Annotated in this window: 18 protein-coding genes; 8 read left to right on the top strand and 10 right to left on the bottom strand. The window is 69.5% G+C overall.

Annotated features, from left to right (window positions below; translation table 11 throughout):
- The first annotated feature begins 7 nt into the window (after positions 1–7).
- Together ACCO44_RS17395 and ACCO44_RS17390 are read left to right on the top strand one after the other, a co-directional pair.
- Complete coding sequence (locus ACCO44_RS17395) at positions 8–1,537, top strand: FGGY-family carbohydrate kinase (protein WP_372467583.1); 1,530 nt, start codon at positions 8–10, stop codon at positions 1,535–1,537.
- Positions 1,534–3,168 (top strand): fucose isomerase, encoded by a 1,635-nt coding sequence (locus tag ACCO44_RS17390; protein WP_372467582.1) that lies wholly within the window; start codon positions 1,534–1,536, stop codon positions 3,166–3,168. Before ACCO44_RS17395 ends, ACCO44_RS17390 begins: the two co-directional genes overlap by 4 nt.
- Positions 3,169–3,192: 24 nt before the next feature.
- Here the strand turns inward: ACCO44_RS17390 and ACCO44_RS17385 are convergent, their stop codons facing one another.
- The 5 genes from ACCO44_RS17385 to ACCO44_RS17365 all read right to left on the bottom strand — a co-directional run bounded on the left by ACCO44_RS17385 (position 3,193) and on the right by ACCO44_RS17365 (position 10,044).
- Positions 3,193–3,537: a hypothetical protein gene (locus ACCO44_RS17385; RefSeq protein WP_372467581.1), complete on the bottom strand. Its 345-nt coding sequence runs from the start codon at positions 3,535–3,537 to the stop codon at positions 3,193–3,195.
- 128 nt (positions 3,538–3,665) lie between these two features.
- Positions 3,666–6,884 carry a GH92 family glycosyl hydrolase gene (locus tag ACCO44_RS17380; RefSeq protein WP_372467580.1) on the bottom strand — a complete coding sequence of 1,073 codons (3,219 nt, stop codon included), beginning with the start codon at positions 6,882–6,884 and terminating at the stop codon, positions 3,666–3,668.
- Positions 6,881–7,816, bottom strand: coding sequence for a carbohydrate ABC transporter permease (locus ACCO44_RS17375; protein ID WP_105711555.1), 936 nt, complete (start codon positions 7,814–7,816; stop codon positions 6,881–6,883). Before ACCO44_RS17375 ends, ACCO44_RS17380 begins: the two co-directional genes overlap by 4 nt.
- Positions 7,813–8,739 (bottom strand): carbohydrate ABC transporter permease, encoded by a 927-nt coding sequence (locus ACCO44_RS17370; RefSeq protein WP_372467579.1) that lies wholly within the window; start codon positions 8,737–8,739, stop codon positions 7,813–7,815. Before ACCO44_RS17370 ends, ACCO44_RS17375 begins: the two co-directional genes overlap by 4 nt.
- Before the next feature lie 3 nt (positions 8,740–8,742).
- Positions 8,743–10,044 (bottom strand): ABC transporter substrate-binding protein, encoded by a 1,302-nt coding sequence (locus tag ACCO44_RS17365; protein ID WP_372467578.1) that lies wholly within the window; start codon positions 10,042–10,044, stop codon positions 8,743–8,745.
- Positions 10,045–10,259: 215 nt separating this feature from the next.
- On the opposite strand from ACCO44_RS17365, the gene ACCO44_RS17360 reads away from it, so the two are divergent.
- Entirely contained in the window at positions 10,260–11,570 is a 1,311-nt protein-coding gene (locus tag ACCO44_RS17360; RefSeq protein ID WP_372467577.1) for a glycosyl hydrolase, read from the top strand.
- 32 nt (positions 11,571–11,602) lie between these two features.
- Here ACCO44_RS17360 and ACCO44_RS17355 read toward each other — a convergent pair whose 3' ends face one another.
- Positions 11,603–12,634 (bottom strand): LacI family DNA-binding transcriptional regulator, encoded by a 1,032-nt coding sequence (locus tag ACCO44_RS17355; RefSeq protein ID WP_105711559.1) that lies wholly within the window; start codon positions 12,632–12,634, stop codon positions 11,603–11,605.
- Between the two features lie 155 nt (positions 12,635–12,789).
- Here ACCO44_RS17355 and ACCO44_RS17350 point away from each other — a divergent pair, with 155 nt between their 5' ends.
- Together ACCO44_RS17350 and ACCO44_RS17345 are read left to right on the top strand one after the other, a co-directional pair.
- Positions 12,790–15,798, top strand: coding sequence for an alpha-mannosidase (locus tag ACCO44_RS17350; protein WP_372467576.1), 3,009 nt, complete (start codon positions 12,790–12,792; stop codon positions 15,796–15,798).
- A 48-nt stretch (positions 15,799–15,846) separates the two neighbouring features.
- Positions 15,847–16,257: an MmcQ/YjbR family DNA-binding protein gene (locus tag ACCO44_RS17345; protein ID WP_372467575.1), complete on the top strand. Its 411-nt coding sequence runs from the start codon at positions 15,847–15,849 to the stop codon at positions 16,255–16,257.
- A gap of 24 nt (positions 16,258–16,281) precedes the next feature.
- On the opposite strand, the gene ACCO44_RS17340 is transcribed toward ACCO44_RS17345, so the two are convergent.
- Positions 16,282–16,869 carry a hypothetical protein gene (locus ACCO44_RS17340; RefSeq protein ID WP_372467574.1) on the bottom strand — a complete coding sequence of 196 codons (588 nt, stop codon included), beginning with the start codon at positions 16,867–16,869 and terminating at the stop codon, positions 16,282–16,284.
- Between the two features lie 125 nt (positions 16,870–16,994).
- On the opposite strand from ACCO44_RS17340, the gene ACCO44_RS17335 reads away from it, so the two are divergent.
- Positions 16,995–18,227 (top strand): glycosyltransferase, encoded by a 1,233-nt coding sequence (locus tag ACCO44_RS17335; RefSeq protein ID WP_372467573.1) that lies wholly within the window; start codon positions 16,995–16,997, stop codon positions 18,225–18,227.
- Between the two features lie 73 nt (positions 18,228–18,300).
- A complete protein-coding gene (locus ACCO44_RS17330; protein ID WP_372467572.1) occupies positions 18,301–19,530 on the top strand; it encodes a glycosyltransferase in 1,230 nt (409 codons plus the stop codon).
- A 24-nt stretch (positions 19,531–19,554) separates the two neighbouring features.
- On the opposite strand, the gene ACCO44_RS17325 is transcribed toward ACCO44_RS17330, so the two are convergent.
- The 3 genes from ACCO44_RS17325 to ACCO44_RS17315 are packed head-to-tail and all read right to left on the bottom strand — an operon-like array spanning position 19,555 to position 21,002.
- Positions 19,555–20,127: a hypothetical protein gene (locus ACCO44_RS17325; protein ID WP_372467571.1), complete on the bottom strand. Its 573-nt coding sequence runs from the start codon at positions 20,125–20,127 to the stop codon at positions 19,555–19,557.
- A 47-nt stretch (positions 20,128–20,174) separates the two neighbouring features.
- Positions 20,175–20,807: a LysE family translocator gene (locus ACCO44_RS17320; protein ID WP_372467570.1), complete on the bottom strand. Its 633-nt coding sequence runs from the start codon at positions 20,805–20,807 to the stop codon at positions 20,175–20,177.
- A 33-nt stretch (positions 20,808–20,840) separates the two neighbouring features.
- Positions 20,841–21,002, bottom strand: coding sequence for a hypothetical protein (locus ACCO44_RS17315; RefSeq protein WP_181156328.1), 162 nt, complete (start codon positions 21,000–21,002; stop codon positions 20,841–20,843).
- A gap of 85 nt (positions 21,003–21,087) precedes the next feature.
- Between ACCO44_RS17315 and ACCO44_RS17310 the strand changes: the two genes are divergently transcribed.
- Positions 21,088–22,059 carry a GlxA family transcriptional regulator gene (locus ACCO44_RS17310; protein WP_029262803.1) on the top strand — a complete coding sequence of 324 codons (972 nt, stop codon included), beginning with the start codon at positions 21,088–21,090 and terminating at the stop codon, positions 22,057–22,059.
- Positions 22,060–22,069: the final 10 nt, after the last annotated feature.

Genomic DNA, 22,069 nt, shown 5'->3' with positions numbered 1-22,069 from the left:
GGACACCATGCGATGCACCCTCGGGGTGGATGTCGGCACATCGAGCACCAAAGGCGTGCTCGTGGCGCCCGACGGAACCATCATCGCCACCACCGCCCGCGAGCACGACGTCTCCCGGCCGCACACCGGCTGGGTGGAGATGGATGCCTCGATCTGGTGGGACGAGTTCGTCGACATCGCCCGCGAACTGCTCGCCGCGCACCCCGATGCCGAGGTCGTCGCCGTCGGCGTCAGCGGGATGGGTCCCTGCATCCTGCTCGCCGACGAGAACGACCAGCCGGTCCGACCCGCGATCCTCTACGGCGTCGACACCCGCGCTTCCGCCCAGATCGAGAGGATCACCGCCGAGCTCGGCGTGGACGAGATCACCCGCATCGGAGGCTCGGTGCTCACGTCGCAGGCCGGCGGGCCGAAGATCGCCTGGATCGCGGAGGAGGAGCCGGCGGCCTGGGCGCGCGCCCGACGGCTGTTCATGCCCGCATCCTGGCTCGTCCGTCGGCTCACCGGCGCGTACGTCTTCGACCATCAGTCCGCGAGCCAGGTCTCTCCGCTCTACGACATCGAGAGCGAGCGGTGGCACGCCCCGTTCTGGGGTCGCTACGCCACCACGATCGTGCAGCCGCGCCTCGCGTGGGCCGGCGACATCGCCGGCACCGTCACTCTGCAGGCAGCCGAATCGACCGGAATCCCGGCAGGGACGCCCGTCATCACGGGCACGATCGACGCCTGGACCGAGGCCGTCAGCGTGGGCGCGCACGAGACCGCCGACCTGATGCTGATGTACGGGACGACGATGTTCATGGTCTTCACCAGCGCGGTGACGCCGGGGGAGCCCGCGCTGCGCACGCCGTCGATGTGGACCACGGCCGGCGCCTTCCCCGGTACCCGGAACCTCGCCGGAGGCCTCTCGACCTCCGGCGCGCTGACCGCGTGGCTCAAGGAGCTGACCGGTGCCGACTACCCGCAGCTCCTCGCCGAGGCGGAGGCATCGGGGGTCGGCGCCCGGGGTGTGCTGATGCTCCCGTACTTCGCAGGAGAGCGCACCCCCATCCAGGACCCGGACGCGCGAGGCGTGATCGCCGGGCTGACGCTCGAGCACACCAGGGGAGACCTGTACCGGGCGGCGCTCGAGGCCACCGCGTTGGGCGTGCGGCACAACGTCGAGACCATGCGGGCCGCCGGCGCCGACATCCGCCGGATCGTCGCGGTCGGCGGCGGTACGCAGGGGCGACTGTGGCTGCAGATCGTCTCCGACGTCACCGGTCTCGTGCAGGAGGTGCCGGAGACGACGATCGGTGCGAGCTACGGGGCCGCCTTCCTCGCCGCGGTCGCCGTGGCAGCCGACGGTGAGGCGCCGCTCATCACCGACTGGAACCCCATCACGGAGCGCATCACCCCGAACGCCGAGCTGCGCACCGCCTACGACACCCTGTTCGACCGCTACGTGCGTCTGTACGACGGAACGAAGGGCGTCGTCCACGAACTCGCCGCCGAGCAGCGCGGCACGTCATCCCACTCAACCCCGGAGGAATCATGACCACCTACGCACTTCCCGCCCCCGTGTCCCGCCCGGCATCCGCGCCGAAGACCGCCTACCTGATCGCGTCGGGCGACCTGCGCGAGGCCGCCAACACCGGCGGCTGGCCGGTGCAGGTCGAGCTCGAGGCCGGCGTCACCGGCGTCTTCAACGACCTGGGATGGGCCGTCGTCCGCGCCAACGACGTCGACCCCGAGACGGGCCACGGCTTCATCTCGAGCCAGCGCATGGGCCTCGAGGTCTTCAAGAACATCCCGACCGACGCCCCGCTCATCGTCGCCGAGGCCGTGTGGCAGTACTCCCACCACGTGCTCGCCGGCCTTCGCACGCACCAGGGGCCGATCCTCACGGTCGCGAACTTCGCCGGTGACTGGCCCGGCCTCGTCGGACTGCTCGGCCTGAACGCCGGTCTGACGAAGATGGACAAGCCCTACGCCACGATCTGGTCGGTCGACTTCTCGGACGACTGGTTCAAGGCCGGCATCAAGGAGTGGACGGAGACGGGCGCCATCACCCATGACGCCTCGCACGTGCGCGTGCTCCCCGCCCTCCCCGACAGCCCCGAGAAGCAGTTGGGCGAGGCCCTCGCAGCGGAGCTCCTGGCGGAGAAGGCCATCATCGGCGTCTTCGACGAGGGCTGCATGGGCATGTACAACGCCATCTTCGACGACGAGCTGCTCAACCAGACCGGCATCTACAAGGAGCGCCTGTCGCAGTCGGCCCTCTACGCCGAGATGCTCGAGGTCACCGAGGCCGAGGCGGACGCCGCGTATGACTGGCTGATCGACGCGGGCATGACCTTCCGGTACGGCGAGGATGCCACCACCGAGCTCACCCGCGAGCAGGTGCAGTGGCAGCTGAAGATGTACATCGCCGCGCTCCGCATCGCCGACGACTTCGGGCTCGACGCGGTGGGCATCCAGTACCAGCAGGGGCTGAAGGACCTGGTTCCGGCCTCCGATCTCGCCGAGGGCATCCTGAACTCGACTCAGCGTCCGCCGGTGACCTCACGCGACGGTTCGCGGGTGCTGCACGACGGCCGCGCGTTCCCGCACTTCAACGAGGCCGACGAGGGGGTCGCCGTGGACGCGCTGGTCACCGATCGCGTCTGGCGTGCGATGGGCCTCGTGCCCGACAACACCCTGCACGACGTGCGCTGGGGCGAGGAGTACGACGGGCAGTTCGTCTGGGTCTACGAGATCTCGGGCTCGGTTCCGGCGTCGCACCTGGGCGGATGGCAGAACGCCGAGGGCTGGCGGCAGGGGCACGTGTTCTTCCCCGCGGGCGGAGCCACGATCAACGGCGTCTCGAAGCCCGGCGAGATCGTGCTGTCGCGTGTGTTCATCGCCGACGGGATCCTGCAGGCGGACATCTTCCGCGCGTCGGTCGTCGAGCTCCCGGCCGAGGAGACCCAGCGCCGCAAGGACGCTACGAACCCGGAGTGGCCGATCGCCCACGTCGTGCTGCACGGCGTCTCCCGCGACCAGTTCATGGCCCGCCACAAGGCCAACCACGCACAGCTCGTCTACGCTCCGGATGCCGAGACGGCGGACAAGGCTCTGATCGCCAAGGCCGCGATGTTCGACGGAATGGGCATCAAGGTCAACCTGGTGGGAGACGTGGCGGTCTGACCCGGCGCTCGTCTGCCTGGAGGGCTACTGAGACCGCCAGAACCGCATCACCAGGTTCGTCAACTCCTTGTCGAGATCGTCGACCTTGGACTCGATCCGCCCGAGGCGCGCGTCGAGGCCGTCGATACGTGTCGAGAGAGCGGTGTCGAGGCCGTCGATACGTGTCGAGAGAGCGGTGTCGAGGCCGTCGATACGTGCCGAGAGAGCGGTGTCGAGGCCGTCGATACGTGCCGAGAGGGTGGCGTCGATGCGATCGACCTCGACGCGGATCACGCGGCTGAGCTGCGTCGTCATGAGCGTCATGCCGCCGAGCATCACAGCCGCGAAGATACCGAGCAGCGTCCATACCTGAGGGTCGTTCAAGCGCATGCCTCCAGTCTGAGTTCGGAGGCCCACGTTGTCACGGTATTCCGGTCTCGCTGCGCCACGAGCCCAGTCGTCGTGGGTACCTCGCCGAGACGAGGTGCCCGTGTAGAAGGAGTGGCCGACCGGAGGGATCAGCCCAGGTCGAAGATCTCGAGTTGACGGAGCGTGACCTCGGCCACCGCGCGCACGCGGAGCGCCGAGGTCACGGTCCGGGCTGTCAGGGTGAACGGCGTCGTGCGGTCGGCCGGCAGCTCGGCCCGGTGTGTCATCGTGACGGGCATCCACAGGCCGTCCGTCCCCTCGGCCTCCCATCGGAGGGCCGACGACGACGCCGTCGCCGCCACGGTCACGCTGACGTCGGTCACGCCGCGAGGCTCCTCGAACCGCCATCCCACCCATTCCCCGCGACGCAGCGCGACACCGGCATCCCCCGACGGCACACCGTCGTCGAAGACTGCATCCGGACGGATGGTGTCGGTGGAGGCGACGACCTCACCGGCGCCGGAGGTCAGGTCAGGGCACCAGATCGCGAGGTCGTGGAGGGAGGAGCCCGCTTCGAGCGCTGCGGCCGGGTCGAGGCCGAACTCCAGTTCCAGCACCGCGTCGCCGGAGAGCGCGTCGATCGGCAGGTCGGCCGAGGGCAGGGGCACCCCGTCGAGTCGCGCCTCCTGCAGGATGTGGGCCGAGGGGGTGGCTCGACGCGACCGGATGCGCAGGGAGGAACCGTTTCCGCGATCCACGCGGATGTCGTCGAAGAGAGGCGACCCGATCCGCAGCCGGCCCGAGGCGAGTTCCAGCGGGTAGAGACCGAGCGCGGCCCACAGCCACCAGGCGCTCATCTCGCCGTTGTCCTCATCGCCCGGGAACCCCTGGCCGATGTGCGCACCGGCGAACAGGCGCGCGGCGAGGTCGTGCACGAGCGGCGCCGACTGCCACGGTCGGTCGCTGAACGCGTACATGAACGGGATGTGGTGCGCCGGCTGGTTCGAGATCGCGCACATCCCGGAACGCAGCGCCCTCGCCTCGCGCTGCTCATGGATGACGGTGCCGTACGCGCCGCCGAAGCGTTCATCGGCGGTCTCGGGTTCGGCGAACAGGGCGTCGAGGTGGCGTCCGAGACCGGCGGGACCGCCGTAGAGGTCGGCGAGGCCCGCACCGTCGTGCACGGCGCCGACCGACATGCCCCAGGCGTTCGTCTCGACGTTGTCTCCGCCCCAGGATCGCGGATCGAACCCGGATGCGGAGAACGCGCCCTCATCGTCCCGGCCGCGGAAGAACCCGGTGTCGTCGTCGAACAGCGTGCGATACGACCGGGCGCGATTCGCGAAGTATCGGGCGAAGGATCGATAGCGCGCGGCGTCCGCGGCCGTGGCGGACTCGGTGGCGAGCTGCGCCGCGAGGCGCCCGAGTGCAGCGTCACTCACCGCGTTCTCGATGCTCCAGCTCATGCCCTCCGGCACTTCCGAGGGGATGTATCCGGTGAACCGGCCCCGCGCGATGCCCTTGCGACCGCGGCGCGCATCCGGCCCCGGCTCGCACGCGTTCCGCCATCCGCTCTCGAACGCGGTGACGCGGTCGAAGTCCACGCCCCAGCGTGCGGCATCGGCGAAGATCTGGTCGCTCGAGGTGCCGACCATGCTGTCGACGTATCCGGGTGCGCTCCATCGCGCCATCCAGCCTCCGCGGCGATACTGCTCGAGCTGCCCGTCGAGGAGCCGCCCAGCGAGGGAGGGATCGAGCAGGGCGAGAGCCGGCCACTCGGTGCGGTACGTGTCCCAGAATCCGTTGTTCACGACGAGTTCGCCGTCGACGGCCGGTGCGACTCCGCTCTCGTCGTGTGACTCGCGCGCGGCGAACACGTCGGCGAATCGCCAGACCGGCGCCTCCGCGGTCCCGGCGTTCTCGGCGGCACTGTTGGGATACAGGTGCATCCGGTGGAGCGCGGCCGCGATCCGGGACCGATGCTCCTCGTCGGCGAGCCCACGATAAGGGGCCTCCGCGTCCGGCAGCGGTGGGATCGACACCCGCCCCAGCAGTCGGTTCCACGAGGCGGCGGCCGCATCGCGCAGCTCTCCGTAGGCGCTCGACCGCGGAGCCTCCGTCTCCAGAGCGTGCCGGGCCTGCTCCACCGACAGGAAGGAGATGCCGATCCGCACCTCGAGCGATCCACGTCCGCCCACGTATCCCGTGACCCGCCCGCGGCCGTCGTCATCGAGGGGCCCGCGATCGAGTGTCCGCTCATCGTCGCGGGGGTGCCGGACCGTCCCGGCGAAGAAGCAACGGGGAGCGTTGCCCCAGTCCTCGGGCCCCTCCGGGATCCACCCCTCGAATCCGCCGGCATCCGTCCAGAAGAGACGCCCCGCGTCGGTGAGCTGGTCGATGACGAAGCCGACCGGGGCGGCGGCATCCGCGCTGTGCACTCGGAACACCGCTGCGTGCGCCGTCGCCGTCATCTCGACCTGCAGGCCGTCGCCGAGATCAGCCGAGTATTCGTGCGGACGCGCCCGTTCGGAGCCGGGGGTGATCCAACGCCGCCGTCCGGCACGGCGCGAGGTGGGCGCGCCGAGGAACGGCATCAACTGCAGCACCGAGCGATCGCCGATCCACGGGCTCGGCTGATGGGAGAACTGCAGTGCTTCGAGCCGTCGCCCCTGGGGGTCGTCATGCACGAACGGCCGGTACGGCCAGCGGGCGTCTTCCGCGTCGGTCGCCGGTGTGACGAACGTGAATCCGTGCGGCATCGCCACCGCCGGGATGGTGTTGCCGCGGGAGAACCGTGGACCCGAATGCGAGCCGCGCCGGGTGTCGACCCGTTCGACGGGTGGGAGGTCACGGGCGGGGGCCTGCGCTTCGACCACGACCTGCACGAACCCGGTGCACCGCGCGGGGAGGTCGGCGGTGCCGGGGAGGGATGCGGCGCAGAGCACGACCTCGACCGTGCCGCTGCGGCGTGCGAAGGGGACGAGGGAGACGGTGTCGGCGTTCCACTGCTCGGGCAGACTCCAGCGGGCGGCGAACTGCGCCTGCGCGGTGAGCGGGAAGTCGTAGCGATCGCGCACGGCCGACGTGTCGCTCAGTCGTGCGCCGTCGGCGAAGCGCACATCGACCGTCACAGCGAGGGCTGCGTGCGGAGACAGTGTCGCCGCGGGACCGTCGGCGTAGAACGCCCAGTGCAGCACGGTGTCGGGGGAGATCTCGAGGTCGGTGAGCCCGGGCACGTCGACCCGCTGCTCGCCGGCAGAGGGATCGAAAGCGAAGGCGAACACCGGGCCGGGCAGCACGCCCGCTCGGGGACGGGACGACGGAGGATCGGCCGGCCCGTCCGCCGGCGTGAGATGCGCGGCGCTCACCCCTTGATCGCGCCCTCCTGCACGCCCTTGAAGAAGAAGCGCTGCGTGAACGAGAACATGATGACGATGGGCACGAGAGCGATCATGGTGCCGGCCGCGATCAAGCGCGGGTCGACCGAGAAGCTGCTGTTCAGATACGCCATGCCGACGGTCAGCGTGTACTTCGACGGGTCGGACAGCACGATGAGCGGCCACAGGTAGTCGTCCCAGGCCCCGATGAATGCGAAGATCGCGACCACCGAGACCATGCCGCGGATGTTCGGCCACACGATGTGGCGGATGCGCTGCCAGGTGGTCGCACCGTCGACCGTCGCGGCATCCAGCACGTCCTTCGGGATCATGCGGCAGGCGGTGGCGATCAGGAGCACGTTCATCGCGCTGATCGCGCCGGGGAGGAAGACGCCCCAGAGGGTGTCGGCCAGCCCGAGGGCGCGGATCGTCAGGAAGTTGCTCGTCACCGTCACCTCGCCGGGGAAGAGCAGCGTGGAGAGCAGGATCGCCATCACGATCCACTTGCCGCGGAACCTCATGCAGCCCAGCGCGTAGCCCGCGAACGTGGCCAGGACGACGTTGCTGACGACCGTGCCGACCGAGACGAGCAGCGAGTGCCAGGCGTAGAGGTACACCGGGACGATGTCGGCGACCCTGCTGTAGTTCTGCAGCGTCGGCTCGCGCGGGATGAGCTCGGGCGGGAAGGAGTAGATGTTCTCCTGGGGCCCCTTGAAGGATGTCGACAGCTGCCAGATGAACGGCCCGATGACGAGCACCAGGACGAAGAGGAGGAGGGCGTATCGACCGATCAGACCGCCGAGGGTCGGCTTGCTGAAATCGCCGGATCCGCGGCGGCGGAACATGCGCTCGCGGGTCGGCGCCGACAGCTCCTCGGAGGGGCGGGCGTCCTCTGTCGAACGGGGCGGCGTGAGCGTGCTCATGCGGAGACCTTCGCCTTCTTCTCGCGATTCATGACGGCGATCGCGACGAGCGGGATGAGGGTGAGCAGGAACAGCGCCACGCTGATGGCGGACGCGTATCCGATGTTCCCGTTGAGGCCGGAGCCGACCTGGCGGATGAGCATCACGAGCGACATGTCGTATCCGCCCGGGCCGCCCGTGCTCTTCGAGAGCACATCGAGCTCGGCGAACACCCTCATGGCGGACACCGCGATGAGCACCGAGATGAGGAGCATCGCGCCGCGGACGGAGGGGATCGTCACCGACAGGAAGCGACGGAAGGAGCCGGCGCCGTCGAGCATCGCCGCCTCGTGCAGCTCCTTGCCGACGTTCCCGAGTGCCGCGAGGTACACGACCATGTAGTAGCCCAGGCCCTTCCAGACCGTGAGCAGGATGGCGCAGCCGAGCAGCAGCCAGCGGTCGACGAGGAACGCCATCGGCTTGTCGACCAGCCCGAGGAACTCGAGCGTCTGGTTGATGATGCCGCGGCTGTCGAACAACCAGGTCCAGATGAGGGCGACCACGACCACCGAGGCGATCACGGGGAAGTAGAACGTGGTGCGGAAGAACGAGATGCCGGGGAGCTTCTTCTGCACGAGCAGGGCCAACAGCAGCGGCAGGATCGTGAGCAGCGGCACGCACACGACGACATAGATGAGGCACGTCGTCAGGGCGTTCCAGAACATCTCGTCGCCGAACATGCGCTCGTAGTTCGCCCCGCCGACGAACTCGGGCGTCCGCAGGGGCTTGGCGTCGGTGAAGCTGAGGAAGACCGTGTTCAGGAACGGCCAGAGCGCGAACACCAGCACCCAGGCGACGGCGGGCCCGAGGAGCAGCCAGGGTGTGAACCACCGGTGGGATCTCATCGTCTTCCTGCCGGCCGGGATGCCGGTGTCCGCGCGCATGGCTTACTTGTCCACGCGGTTGGCGTTGGCGTACTCGACGATCTTGTCGAGCTGGGCCTTCGCGTCCGCCTCGCCGTTGACCGCGAGGGCGATCTGCTGGGTCATGTACGTAGCCATGTCGGAGGTCCACTGGAACGGCAGCGCCTTGGCGTCCTTCATCGCGCCGAACACGGTGTCGATCGCCGACAGCTGCTTCTCGTCGGTGACGGTCGCGGCGATGTTGTCGACGACCTGGTCTCCGCCCTCGGCCGTGCCAGGTGCGGTGCCGACGGCCAGAGACGAGAAGGCCACCTGGTTCTCCTCGTTCGTCGCGAACTCGGCGAAGGCGAGCGCGGCCTCCTTGTTGTCGGAGTCCGCCGAGACGTTGAGCCCCTGCACGTACAGCGGTGCGACACCGAGTCGCGGCGTCGCCACCGTGTTCTCGAGCAGCGCCGGTGCGTCCTTCTGCAGGTCGGTCGTGAAGCCGGTGCCGCCGGTGGTGAAGGCGACCTTCTCCTGGATGTACGCCTCCGCGTTTCCGCCGTAGTCACCGGTCAGGGCTTCCGCGGGCATCGCGCCGGCCGCGTACGCATCCGCGTACTTCTCGATGATCGCCGCGGCCTCGTCGGTGTTGAAGTCGAACTCGCCCTCGTCGTCGATGACCTCCATGCCGGCGGCCGTGAACGTGTCGAGGGCCGGGATCGAGGAGAGGAGCTGCACCTTGCCGTTGGATTCGGTGGCCACGTCTTTCGCGAGCGTGAGGAGCTCGTCGACCGTGGTCGGGAGGTTCTCCTCGGTGACGCCGAAGGGTGCGAGTTGCGCGAGGTTCCACCAGGAGGCGTCGCTGGAGAGGTACCAGGGCAGGCCGTACGTGCCCTCCATGCCCGGGTACTGGCTGTAGGCCTCCCAGGCGCCCGTGTTGTAGGCGGTCTTCAGGTCGGGGTCGGCGGTCTCCAGGTCGATCAGCTTGCCCGCGGCGACCAGCGGGTACGCGATGTCAGGCGGCAGGTTCAGCACGTCGGGGAGGGTGTCGGCGTTCGCCTGGCTCAGGATCTTCTCCTGGTAGCCGTCGCCCGGCTGGTCGAGCCACTCGACCGTCACGTCGGGGTGCTCCTTCTCGAACGCGTCGATGAGGTCCTCGAAATACGGGGTGAACTTCTCGTTCTTGAGCGACCACGTCTGGAACTGGATGGTGCCGCTCAGCTCGCCCGATGTGTCGATGGGGCCCGAGGCGTCGGAGGTGCCGCCGCCTCCCGTGCAACTCGTCAGCGCCAGTACGCCGATGCTGAATGCTGCCAGAGCGACAATGCGTGTGCGAACTTTCATCGTGCTTCTTCCTCGAGGCGGGCGAATCCGCGCGAAGTCCGCAGGAACGGACTACAGCGCTTTAGCAGATGAAACCATCCGATTTCCTCCCTGTCAAGGCACTCGTCGGGCGACGCATTGCCTGCAAGTGCAGGAGTGCGCACCGTTCGTTGCTCAAGCGTTATAGTGGTGCGAACTCCGCCCTCCTCGAAGGGCACGTCCGAAAGGTCTGACACATGACGCAGCGCGGCGCCCCCGATGCTCCTCTGAGGTTCGGGGCGAACTACACGCCGTCGAAGAACTGGATGCACTCCTGGCTCGACTTCACCCCCGACGACGTGCGCCGGGACTTCGCGGCTCTCGCGGAGCTCGGGCTCGATCACGTCAGAGTCTTCCCGCTGTGGACCGTGCTGCAGCCGAACCGCACGCTCATCCGGGAGAAGGCCATCGACGACGTCCGTGCCGTCGTCGACATCGCCGGCGAGTTCGGCATGGATGCGGGCATCGATGTGGTCCAGGGGCACCTCTCGAGCTTCGACTTCGTCCCCTCGTGGCTGTACACGTGGCACGACAAGAACATGTTCACCGATCCACGGGCGCTCGAGGGTCAGGTCGCGCTCGTCGACCGGCTCGGTCGGGCGTTGAGCGACGCACCGAACTTCCTCGGCCTGACGCTCGGTAACGAGACGAACCAGTTCTCCGCGCATACGCATCCCTCCCCCTGGCCGGTCACGCAGGACGAAGCCGGCGGCTGGATCTCGACCCTGCTGGCGGCGGCGGAGGCCGCGGCGCCGGGGCTCCCGCACGTCCACAGCGAGTACGACGCCGTCTGGTACATGGACGGCCACGGCTTCACGCCCGCGCATGCGTCGCGCCTGGGGGCCATGACCACGATCCACTCCTGGATCTTCAACGGCACCGCCCAGCGCTACGGCGGTCGCTCGGTCGCCTCCGATCGTCACGCCGAGTACCTGATCGAGCTCTCCCGCGCCTTCGCGACCGATCCCGACCGGGCGGTGTGGCTGCAGGAGGTGGGCGCCCCCTCGAACTGTCTCACCGACGAGGAGATGCCGGGCTTCCTGGAGGCGACGGTGCGCTCCGCCGCGCGCACCCAGAACCTCTGGGGCATCACCTGGTGGTGTTCGCATGACGTCAGCCGCGACCTCGGTGACTTCCCCGAGCTGGAGTACACCCTCGGGCTCATCGGTCAGGACGGCGCGGCGAAACCCATCGGCCGGCGTCTCGCCGAGATCATCCCCGACCTGCGACAGCGCGTCGTGCCGCCCGTGAGGCACACGGCCATCGTGGTGGACGTGGACGAGCGCGAGGTTCCCGTGAGTCGGGCGGCGCTGAGCCCGGGCGGGGCGGTGTTCCAGGCCTGGGTGGATGCCTGCGCCGCGGGCCTCGACCCGGCCCTCGTCACGTCGCGTGACGCGCAGGACCCGGTTGTCCTCGATGCGCGTGGCATCCGCCGCCTCATTCGTCCCGACCTGTCGGCCGACGTCGTCGATCCCTACGGATCGGTCAACACCGTCGTCCAGAGCTGACCGCGACCGCGGTTCGGGCCGGACGAGGTCGTTCAGGCGAGGCGCGCGGGCGGAGCGGTGCTCTCGCGTGCCGTGAGCACCGGCGTCGGACCCTCGACGCTGGGCAGGTTCACTCCCGCCTCGATCTGCTGCAGCAGGAGAGTGGCGGCGCGCTCGCCGAGTTCGAAGGTGTCTCGGGTCATCGCCGTGATCGACGGGTTGATGAGTCCGGCGATGACGGAGTCGTCGAACGAGGCGAGGGAGACGTCGCGCGGAACGGCACGGCCCATCTCCTGGGCGACGCGGAGACCTGCGACCGCCATCACGTCGTTGTCGTAGACGATCGCGGTCGGCTGCTGCCGACCGGAGAGCAGCGAGCGCGTGACCGCCGATGCGCGTGCGGGCGAGAAGTCCGTGATGATGACCTCGCCCTCGACGCCGTCGGTCCTCATGCGCCCGAGCACCTCGGCACGCAGGCGCGTGTGCTCGAGTTCGGCCGGGCCGGCGACGTAGGCGATGCGGGTGTGCCCGAGGGCGACCAGGTAGGAGAAGAGCGTCTCGGCCACCGTGTCGTCGCCGATCCAGACGCTCGGTACGGAGCCCTCCGGCGAGGGCTCGGAGCCGATCATCACGGCCCGGGCGTCGAGGGCTTCGATGCGCCCGACGCGGGGATCGTCCTCGCGGGGGTCGATGAAGATGAAGCCGTCGACCTGGTTGGAGGAGCGCCACTGTCGGTGCACTTCCATCTCCTCGGCGATGTCGCTGACGAGGCGGAGCTGCAGGCTGACCTTGCTCTCCGACAGCCGTGACTCGATGCCGGCGATGAGGTCGGTGAAGAACGCCTCGGATCCCAGCGACCGTGCCGGGCGGGCGAGGGCGAAGCCGACGGTGTTGGCGCGCGCTCCGACCAGCGCTCGAGCAGCCGAGCTCGGCTGCCAGCCGTTCTCTTCGACGATGCTGAGGATGCGCTGCCTGGTCTCGTCGCTCACGCCGGGGCGGCCGTTCAGCGCGAAGGAGACGGCACCGGGAGAGACCCCTGCCATGCGCGCGATGTCGGCGATGGTGACGCGTTTCGCCGGGGTCATAGTCCCTCACCATACTTGATCGATTTAGTCTCGCGGAAGAACAGACGATGCGCTTAGACTTGGTTACTAGATCGTTTTAGTAAATCCGATAGCATCAACACGGCGTCGCCTGTCGCGCCGCGGACCAGCACTCACCGTCGAGCCCGGAGATTCCCATGCATGACGACACCTCGCTCACCGTCGGCCGCGTCAAGCGGGTCCTCGAGGAGCGCATCCGCCCGGCCATCCACTCGGCGTCCGTGCCGCTGGACGTCGCGATCCACGAACTGCCCGGCGAGCCGATCGCTCCGGCCGAGGGGCTCGCCCTCGCCTTCGAGCCCGGCGTCGTCGGAGCCCCCTGGGGTCCCGCCTGGGGCACCACCTGGTTCAAGCTCACCGGGCGCGTGCCCGCCGAATGGGCCGGACGCCGCGTCGAGGCGCTCATCGACCTCGGATTCGACGTGAACATGACGGGCTTCCAGTGCGAGGCGCTCGCGTACCGTCGCAGCGCCGCAGGGTCCGACCCGATCCCGGTGAAGAGCATCAACCCCCGCAACCAGTGGGTGCCGATCGCCGAGGCGGCCGCGGGCGACGAGCCCGTGGAGCTGTACCTCGAGGCGGCATCCAACCCGGTGCTGCTCGACTACCACCCCTTCCTGCCGACGCAGGAGGGCGACATCCTCACCTCCTCGAAGGAGCGCCTCTACCGCGCGCGCCGGATGGACCTGGCCGTGTTCGAGCAGGAGGTCTTCGATCTGTCGCTCGACCTCGAGGTGCTGTTCGAGCTGCAGGCCGAGCTGCCGGCGACGTCGCCGCGCCGCATGCGCATCCTGCAGGCGATGGACGACGCCCTCGACGTGCTCGATCTGCAGCGCATCGTGGCGACGGCACCCGACGCCCGCGCCCGCCTCGCCGACGTGCTCGCCGCGCCCGCCGAGGCCAGCGCGCACCGCATCTCGGCCGTCGGCCACGCGCACATCGATTCCGCGTGGCTCTGGCCCGTGCGCGAGACGATCCGCAAGGTCGCACGCACCACCTCGTCGATGACGACGCTCATCGAGGAGCAGCCCGAGTTCCAGTACGGCATGTCCAGCGCGCAGCAGTACGCCTGGATCAAGGAGCATCGCCCCGAGGTGTGGGAGCGGGTCAAGGCCGCGGTCGCCGCCGGGCGTTTCCTGCCGCTCGGTGGCATGTGGGTCGAGTCCGACACCGTGATGCCGACGGGCGAGTCGCTGGTGCGGCAGTTCTCGCACGGGCAGCGGTTCTTCGAGCGCGAGTTCGGCATCCGGTCGAAGGGCGTCTGGCTGCCGGACAGCTTCGGGTACTCGCCCGCCCTGCCGCAGCTGATGCGCCGTGCCGGGTTCGAGTGGTTCTTCACGCAGAAGATCTCCTGGAACCAGCAGAACGTCTTCCCGCATCACTCCTTCCTCTGGGAGGGCATCGACGGCTCGCAGGTGTTCACGCACTTCCCGTCGATGGACACCTACAACTCGCAGCTGAGCGGCATGGAGGTCGCGAAGGCCTCGCGCCAGTTCAAGGAGAACCGACTCAGCTCGCGGTCGATCGCACCGGTCGGCTGGGGCGACGGCGGCGGCGGCACGACCCGCGAGATGACGGGCAAGGCCGAGCGCCTGCGCGACCTCGAGGGCAGTGCACAGGTCGTGTGGGAGCACCCGGACGTCTTCTTCGATGCCGCCAAAGCCGAGCTGCCGCATCCGGCGGTCTGGGTCGGTGAGCTGTATCTCGAGCTGCACCGTGGCACGCTCACCAGCCAGCACGCCACCAAGGCGCTGCATCGCTGGGCCGAGCATGCGCTGATCGAGGCCGAGCTGTGGGCCGCGACGGATGCGGTGCGCACCGGCGCCGCGTATCCGCAGGCCGAATTCGACCGGCTGTGGCAGGCCGTGCTGCTGCATGAGTTCCACGACATCCTGCCCGGCACCTCGATCGCGTGGGTGCATCGGGAGGCGGTCGCCGTGCTGAGTGACGTGCTGTCGGATGCCGAGGACATCTCCCTCGCCGCTCGCCGTTCGCTCGCCGGCGAGGGCGACCGCGAGCTGCAGTTCGAGCCGACATCGGTCGGGCGCGGACGTGCGCTCGGGGCGGCGTTCGTCGCCGAGCCGACCGCGGCGCCGGTCTCACTCACCGAGGAGAACGGCGGGTGGCGACTCGAGAACGAGCTCGTCTCCGTGCTGGTGTCGGCCGAGGGCCTGATCGTGTCCGCCATCGACAAGGCCAGCGGTCGCGAGGCGGTGGCCGAGGGCAAGGCCGCGAACCTCTTCCAGCTGCACCAGGACTTCCCGAACATGTGGGACGCGTGGGACATCGACCGGTACTACCGCAACAGCGTCGACGACCTCACCGCGGTCACGTCGATCGAAGCGTCGATGGTCGGCAGGGCCGCGCGGATCGTGGTCGTGCGTCCGTTCTCGGAGTCCACGATCGAGCAGACGATCATCCTCCACCCCGAGTCGCGCACCGTGCTGCTGCGCAACGAGATCGACTGGCACGAGACCGAGAAGCTGCTCAAGCTCGCGTTCCCGCTCGACATCCAGGCCGCGCACACCGAGGCCGAGACCCAGTTCGGCTACCAGTCACGCGTCACGCACACGAACACCAGCTGGGAGGCGGCGAAGTTCGAGACCTCGATGCACCGCTTCGTGCTCGTGCGCGAGCAGGATTTCGGCGTCGCCCTCGTCAACGACTCGATCTACGGGTACGACACCTCGCGCGAGGTGTCTGACGACGCGGTGACGACGACCGTGCGGCTGTCGCTGCTGCGGGCCCCGCGCTTCCCCGACCCCGACACCGACCACGGCCACCACGAGATCGAGGTCGGCTTCGTGATCGGAGCGGACGCCGCGATCGCCACGGCCGAGGGAATCCGCATCAACGCGCTCCCGAGCGTCGTGCGCGGTGCGCGCGAGGTCGAGCCGCTGGTGTCCGCGCAAGGCGAGGGCATCGTGGTGTCGGCGGTCAAGCTGGCCGACGACGGCTCCGGCGACGTGATCGTGCGCGTGTACGAGGCACTCGGTCGGCGTGCGATCGGTGAGCTGTCGGTCGGTTTTGAGCACCGTGAGGTGCGCGAGGTGAGCCTGATCGAAGACGACATCGACGACGCGCGGGTCGGCGGCGAGCTGCGACTGCGACCGTTCGAGGTGCGGACGCTGCGCATCGTGCGCTGAGGCTCGGTTCCCGTTGTGGTCGCCGGGCGAGTGCGCGACGATGGCGGGATGGCGAGCATCGACGACGTGCGGGCGATCGCCCTTGCGCTCCCCGGAGTTGAAGAGGTGGTGAGCGGCCACACCGGCGAGGCCGCGTGGCGCGTCAAGACCGGGCAGTTCGCCTGGCTCCGCGGCCCTAGCGCGACCGACCTGCGGCAGCTCTCCGACCACGGGCGCGAGTGGCCCGCGGGAGAGGTGCTCGCCGTGCGCGTCGCCGACCTCGAGGAGAAGGAGGCCCTGCTCGCCGCGGAGCCCGACGTGCTCTTCACGATCCCGCACTTCGACGGCTACCCCGGGCTGCTCGTTCGCCTCCACGCCGTCGACCGCGATCGCCTGGACGAGATCGTCACCGATGCCTGGCTGGTGCGGGCACCCGCCGGGGTGGCGAAGGAGTGGCTCGCGGAGCGCGGGCTCGGCTGAGCGGCGTGCCGCCTCGAGGGCTGCTCAGGCGGGATCGAGTCGCAGCACGTCCGGTGCCTCCCCGCCGGCGAGGTCGTCGGCGATACGGATGCTGCGCGCCAGATCGTCGAGCGCGCCGACCAGCGTGCCGAACCGCTCCTTGTCGCTGCACACCGCGGTCAGCGTCACCAGATGCGTACCCGTGTCCCAGGTGTAGGTCGCGAAGGGCGGCGACGCCGGCGAGGGCGGCATCGGCACGAGCAGCTTCTCGCCCACACCGAGCCGGGTGGGGAAGGACTCCGTGTCGTCGTAGTCCATCGGCATCGAGGCTCGGGCGATCCGCACGTCGGGCGTCAGGACCTGCGCGGTCGCCATCGCCACGATCAGCTCCGGTTCGGCCTTCCAGGTCCACACGAGCACGCGGCCGTCCGCCCGCTTCATCAGCATCGGCGCCGCCTGGCTCATCGCCCACGCACCGAACCGGGACCCCGGGCGCTCGGTCGCGCCCACAGCGGCGTTGACCTGACCCAGCAGCATGCGGATCGCCGCCTTGCGGTGTCGACGGCCCCTCCACCCGAGCGAGTCCGTCACGGGAATCCACAGCTGGGGATCGGCGTCGGCAGTCAGTCGCATGGCTCCACGCTAACGGCTGAGGCTGAGGGATGCCCGGTACGCCTCGGCCGTCCGCGCAGGGCGCTCGGGTAGAGTGGCCAGCGCCCGACCAGGGCTTTCCCTTGGCCGCCACATCGTAAGGCTGCATGTCTGTGACTCCCTCCGACGATCCGATCGATCCGTCGAGCGGCCCCGCCGCCGAACCCGCGCCCCGCCCGTTGAAGATCGTGATCGGCTGCGACACTTTCGCCCCCGACATCAACGGCGCCGCACGCTTCGCCGAGCGCCTCGCCGCCGGTCTCGTGCAGCGCGGACACGACGTGCACGTCGTCGCCCCGAACCAGGCCTACCGTCGCGCGCAGCCGCGCACCGAGGTCATCGAGGGTGAGCCGATGACCCTGCACCGGCTGCCGTCGGTGCGCTGGGCTCCCCACGACTGGCTCCGGTTCGTGTGGCCCTGGCGCTCGAAGCACTACGCCCGCCAGGTCATCGACCGGGTGCAGCCGGACATCGTGCACATCCAGTCGCACATCGTGATCGGCCGCGGCCTCGCCTACGTCGCCCATGAGCGCGGCATCCCGGTCGTCGCCACCAACCACGTCATGGCCGAGAACATCCTCGATCACACGACCATGCCGAAGTTCATCGATGACCTGGTCCTGAAGTTCGCCTGGGCCGATGCCAAGCGCACGTTCGACCTGACTCGTGCGATCACGACCCCGACGCGTCGCGCCGCCGACTTCCTCGAGAAGACCGTCGAGGTGGAGGGTGTGATCCCCGTCAGCTGCGGCATCGACCGCACGCAGTACACGCCGGTGATCGCCCCGCGCGACAAGAACCGCATCGTCTTCGTCGGCCGACTCACCGCCGAGAAGCAGGTCGAGGTCATCCTCAAGGCGATGACGAAGCTCGACCCGGCGCTCGAGACCACGTTCGACATCGTCGGCGGCGGCGACCAGCGCAAGCAGCTGGAGCACCTGGCCGCGCAGCTCGGTCTCGCCGACCGGGTCACGTTCCACGGGCGCACCACCGACGAGGAGCTCCGGGCGCTGCTGTCCCGGGCGAGTCTCTTCGTGATCGCGTCGATCGCCGAGCTGCAGTCCATCGCGACGATGGAGGCCATGGCGTCGGCGCTGCCGATCGTCGCGGCGGATGCCGTCGCCCTCCCGCACCTCGTGCACGACGGCGAGAACGGCTACCTGTTCGAACCGGGCAACGTCGATGAGCTCGCCGCGCGCCTGACCGACGTGCTCACCGCGGAACCCGCAGAGTACGAGCGGATGCAGCGCGCGTCGCTCGACGGTGTCGCGATCCACGACATCAACCGCACCCTCGACACCTTCGAGGCGCTGTACCGCGACGAGCCGCTGCCCGAGTAGCGAGTAGCCCGCCATGCACAGTGTCCCCCTCGGATCACGGCGCCGCGACGCGTCAGCGGCGGAGTAGCCCGCCATGCACATCGTCTTCTTCGGCGATCAGCACCTCGACTCCCTCGGCGGAGCGCAGGTGTCGATGCGGCTCCAGCGGGAGTTCCTCGAACGCGCCGGACACACCGTCACGGTCGTCGCGCCGAAGATGCACGGCTCGCGCTCGTCGACGGGCACCCACGGCGGGGCGTACGTCGACCTCCCCTCGACGCCGATCACGCTCGACCGCGAGTACTCGATGACGTGGCCGGGGCGCGCGACCGACCGCTTCCTCGACAGGGCGATGACCCGTCGCCCCCCGGTGGATCTGGTGCATGTGCAGGCCGATTTCTGGGGCGCGTTCATCGGGCATCGCTACGCCCAGCGTCACGGCGTCCCGGTCGTGCACACCATGCACAACCGCGTCGATGTCGGGATCGCGGCCGTCACTCCGCTGCACCGCCCCGTGCTCGCCGTGTTGAACGCCTGGCGCGGCGGCGCGATGCGCGGGATCGGCGAACCCGTGCGGGGTGCCGACGGCTGGGCGTTCCTGCGCGGCCTCGCCGCCGGAGCATCCGCCGTGACCGCGCCGTCGACGCATTTCGCGCGACGCCTCGAGCAGCACGACGTGTTCCCGCGGGTCGACGTGATCTGGAACGGCATCGACGATGACCTGCGCGCACAGACGCTCGCTGCGCGACCGGCGGCCCGGGAGCCCGGACGCCCCCGCTTCCTCTGGCTCGGACGGATGAGCCCCGAGAAGCGCCTGCTGCCGTTCCTCGACGCGTTCGTCGCCGCCGGCATCGACGCGGAACTCGAGATCATCGGCGGCGGAGGGCAGCGCGCCGCGGCCGAGAAGATCGTGCGCGGCCACGACGGCGTGCGCTTCGCCGGACGACTGACCTACCCGCAGACCCTGGAGCGGATCGCCGCCGCCGACGCGCTCGTGCAGACGTCGATCGGCTTCGAGACCCAGGGGATGACGCCGTTCGAGGCGGCCACGCTCGGCACGCCCTCCGTGATCTGTGACCCCGACATCGCGGCGGAGCTCGGCGGGGGGCTGTGGGCGGTTCCGGATGCCGGCGCCACCGCATCGGGCCGGGAGCTCGAGGCCCGACGACTCGCTGCGCTCACGGAGACCCTGCGGTTGGCCGCATCCGACATCGCCGCAGGCACCGCACCGACGCCGGTTCCCGAGGTCGCCGAGGCATTCCGCCAGTCATCGCGCACGGCCGCCATGGTCGAGGTCTACGAGCGGGTGCTCGCCCGGCGCTGATGCGGGGAGGTGGGGCGCCCGCGATCAGACGAATCCCAGGAACGCGATGCCGACCCAGCTGAAGATCATCCCGAGGGCACCGGCGCCCGCGATGCCGATCGCGACGCCGGCGAGAAGGCGCGGACCCGGGCGACGCGCGGCGATGATGCCCAGCACGAGCGCCACGAGGTAGGCGAAGAAGGAGATCACGCCGATCGCCTCATCGATCGCGTAGGCGGATCCGTATCCGAAGTTCGACGTGTAGATCAGGAGTCGCACGATCGAGGAGATGAGATTGACCGCGAGTGTGATGACGGCGATCACGAAGGCGGTCCGCCCGAGCGCGCTGCCGGCCGGGGCGGCGGGAGCTGCCGCCGCGGCCGGCCACGACGCGGGCTGGCCCGAAGCCCCGGCCGGGTAGGCCGCAGCAGCGGTCGGGTAGGCCGTCGGATGCGCGGGGGCGGCGGTCGGATGCGTGGGAGCAGCGGGAGCAGCGGGAGCAGCGGGAGCAGCGGGGGTCGATGGCGGCGCACTGGACGCGTGGGTCGGGAACGTATGCGTGCCGGGGTATTGCGGATCGGCGGGCAGGTGCGCGGGAGGCTGCTGGGGCTCGCTCATGACGACGAGCGTAGCCGTGGCGCCCGCGATTCGCACGGGGAGGGGATTCAGCTCTTCGCGCCGGTCAGGGCCAGCGTGCCGCCGAGCCCGATCATCATCACGCCGCCGGTGCCGGAGAGCGTCGACATGCGACGCGGCGAGTGGGCGAACCAGGCGCGCGCGGTTCCGGCGGCGAGGGCCCACACGCTGTCGCAGACCAGTGCGAGCGTCTGGAAGGTGAGACCGAGCAGAAGAAGCTGGGCCCAGACCGGGCCGGCCGCCGGGACGACGAACTGCGGGAGCACGGCCACGAAGAACGCGATCGTCTTCGGGTTGGTCAGACCGACGATGAAGCCCTGGCGCAGCAGCTTCGCGGCGGAGGCCGGCGCTCGATCCGCATCAGGGACGTGGTCGTGACGGTGGCGGATCGCCTGTACGCCGAGCCAGACCAGGTAGGCGGCGCCGACGATCTTGATGAGGGTGAACGCCACCACGGAAGACGCGACGATGGCGCCGACCCCGAAGGCCACGGCGAGAACGGCCGGTACGGTGCCGAGGGCGTTGCCGACGACGCTGAGCACGCCGGCACGGCGACCGAGCGAGAGAGAGCGGCCGATCACGAACAGCACGCTCGGACCGGGGATGGCGATGATCACGATGGAGGCGACGGCGAAGGCGACGAGGCTGTCGAGCGGGATCATGAGCCGACCATACACCGGGGGGTCGAGCTCGGTTCAGCGGTAGCCGTGTCCGGACTCGGCCCTCTGGTGGACGTCGCGGCCGCCGACGCGATTCCAGTCCGTCGGCGTGGGGTGGTAGCCGTCGCGACGGAGTTCGATGACGGTGGCGATAGTCGCCCATGCGACCAGAGCGAGGAGTGCGATGACGAGTATCATGGCAGAAACGCTACGTTCGATGCCGAACTGTCACGAGTGGCAGAATCGACTACCATCGTATGAAAACTGCCAATCGGGAGTGTGTATGAAGACAGTGGCCTGCGTCATCCAAGATGGCTTCGCGCCGTTCGAGTTCGGCGTCGCCTGCGAGGCGTTCGGACTCGATCGATCCAGCGACGGCGTGCCGAACTTCGACTTCCGCATCGTCGCCCCGCGCGCGGGTGTCGTGCAGTCGAAGATCGGCTTCTCGGTCAACGTCGAGCACGACCTGGCCTTCGCGTACGAAGCCGACCTCGTGGTGTTCTGCCCGCTCCCTCGCGAGCGCTGGGGCGACATCGATCCGCTCCTGCTCGACGTCGCCCGGCACGCCGTCGACCGCGGCGCCTGGGTGATGAGCGTCTGCAGCGGGTCGTTCATCCTCGCCGCCGCCGGCGTGCTCGACGGACGTCGGGCGACGACGCACTGGATGTACGCGCACGTGATGGCCGACATGTACCCGCAGATCGACATCGACCCCGACGTGCTCTTCGTGCAGGACGGGAAGATCATCACCAGCGCCGGCACCGCCGCCGGGATCGATGCCTGCCTGCATCTGCTCCGCCAGGAGGTGGGAGCCGAGCTCACGAACCGCATCGCGCGCCGCATGGTGGTGCCGCCGCAGCGTGACGGCGGCCAGGCGCAGTTCATCGACCGTCCGATCCCCGTGGTCGCCACCGACTCGCTCGCCGCGGTCGCCGACTGGGCCGTCGAGCACCTCCGCGACGACCTCGGTGTCGATCAGCTCGCGGCCAGGGCACTGATGTCACCGCGAACCTTCGCCCGGCGCTTCAAGGCCGAGTACGGGGCGACGCCCGCCGCGTGGCTCGCGCGCCAGCGCATCATCCACGCGCAGCGGATGCTGGAGCGCACCGACCTTCCGCTCGACCACATCGCCGACGAATGCGGCTTCGGCTCGGCGGCGGTGCTCCGACAGAACTTCGCACGGGTCCTCGGACTCACCCCCACGGCCTACCGCGCGCGGTTCTCCTGCGCGTCGGACGAGTCTTCGGCGGCGTGAGCGGGCGCTC

This window comes from Microbacterium maritypicum (genome assembly GCF_041529975.1).
In the GTDB taxonomy this organism is placed as follows: Bacteria; Actinomycetota; Actinomycetes; order Actinomycetales; family Microbacteriaceae; genus Microbacterium.
Note: the sequence above shows the minus strand (reverse complement) of the source record. Positions and strands in the feature narration are given on the sequence as shown.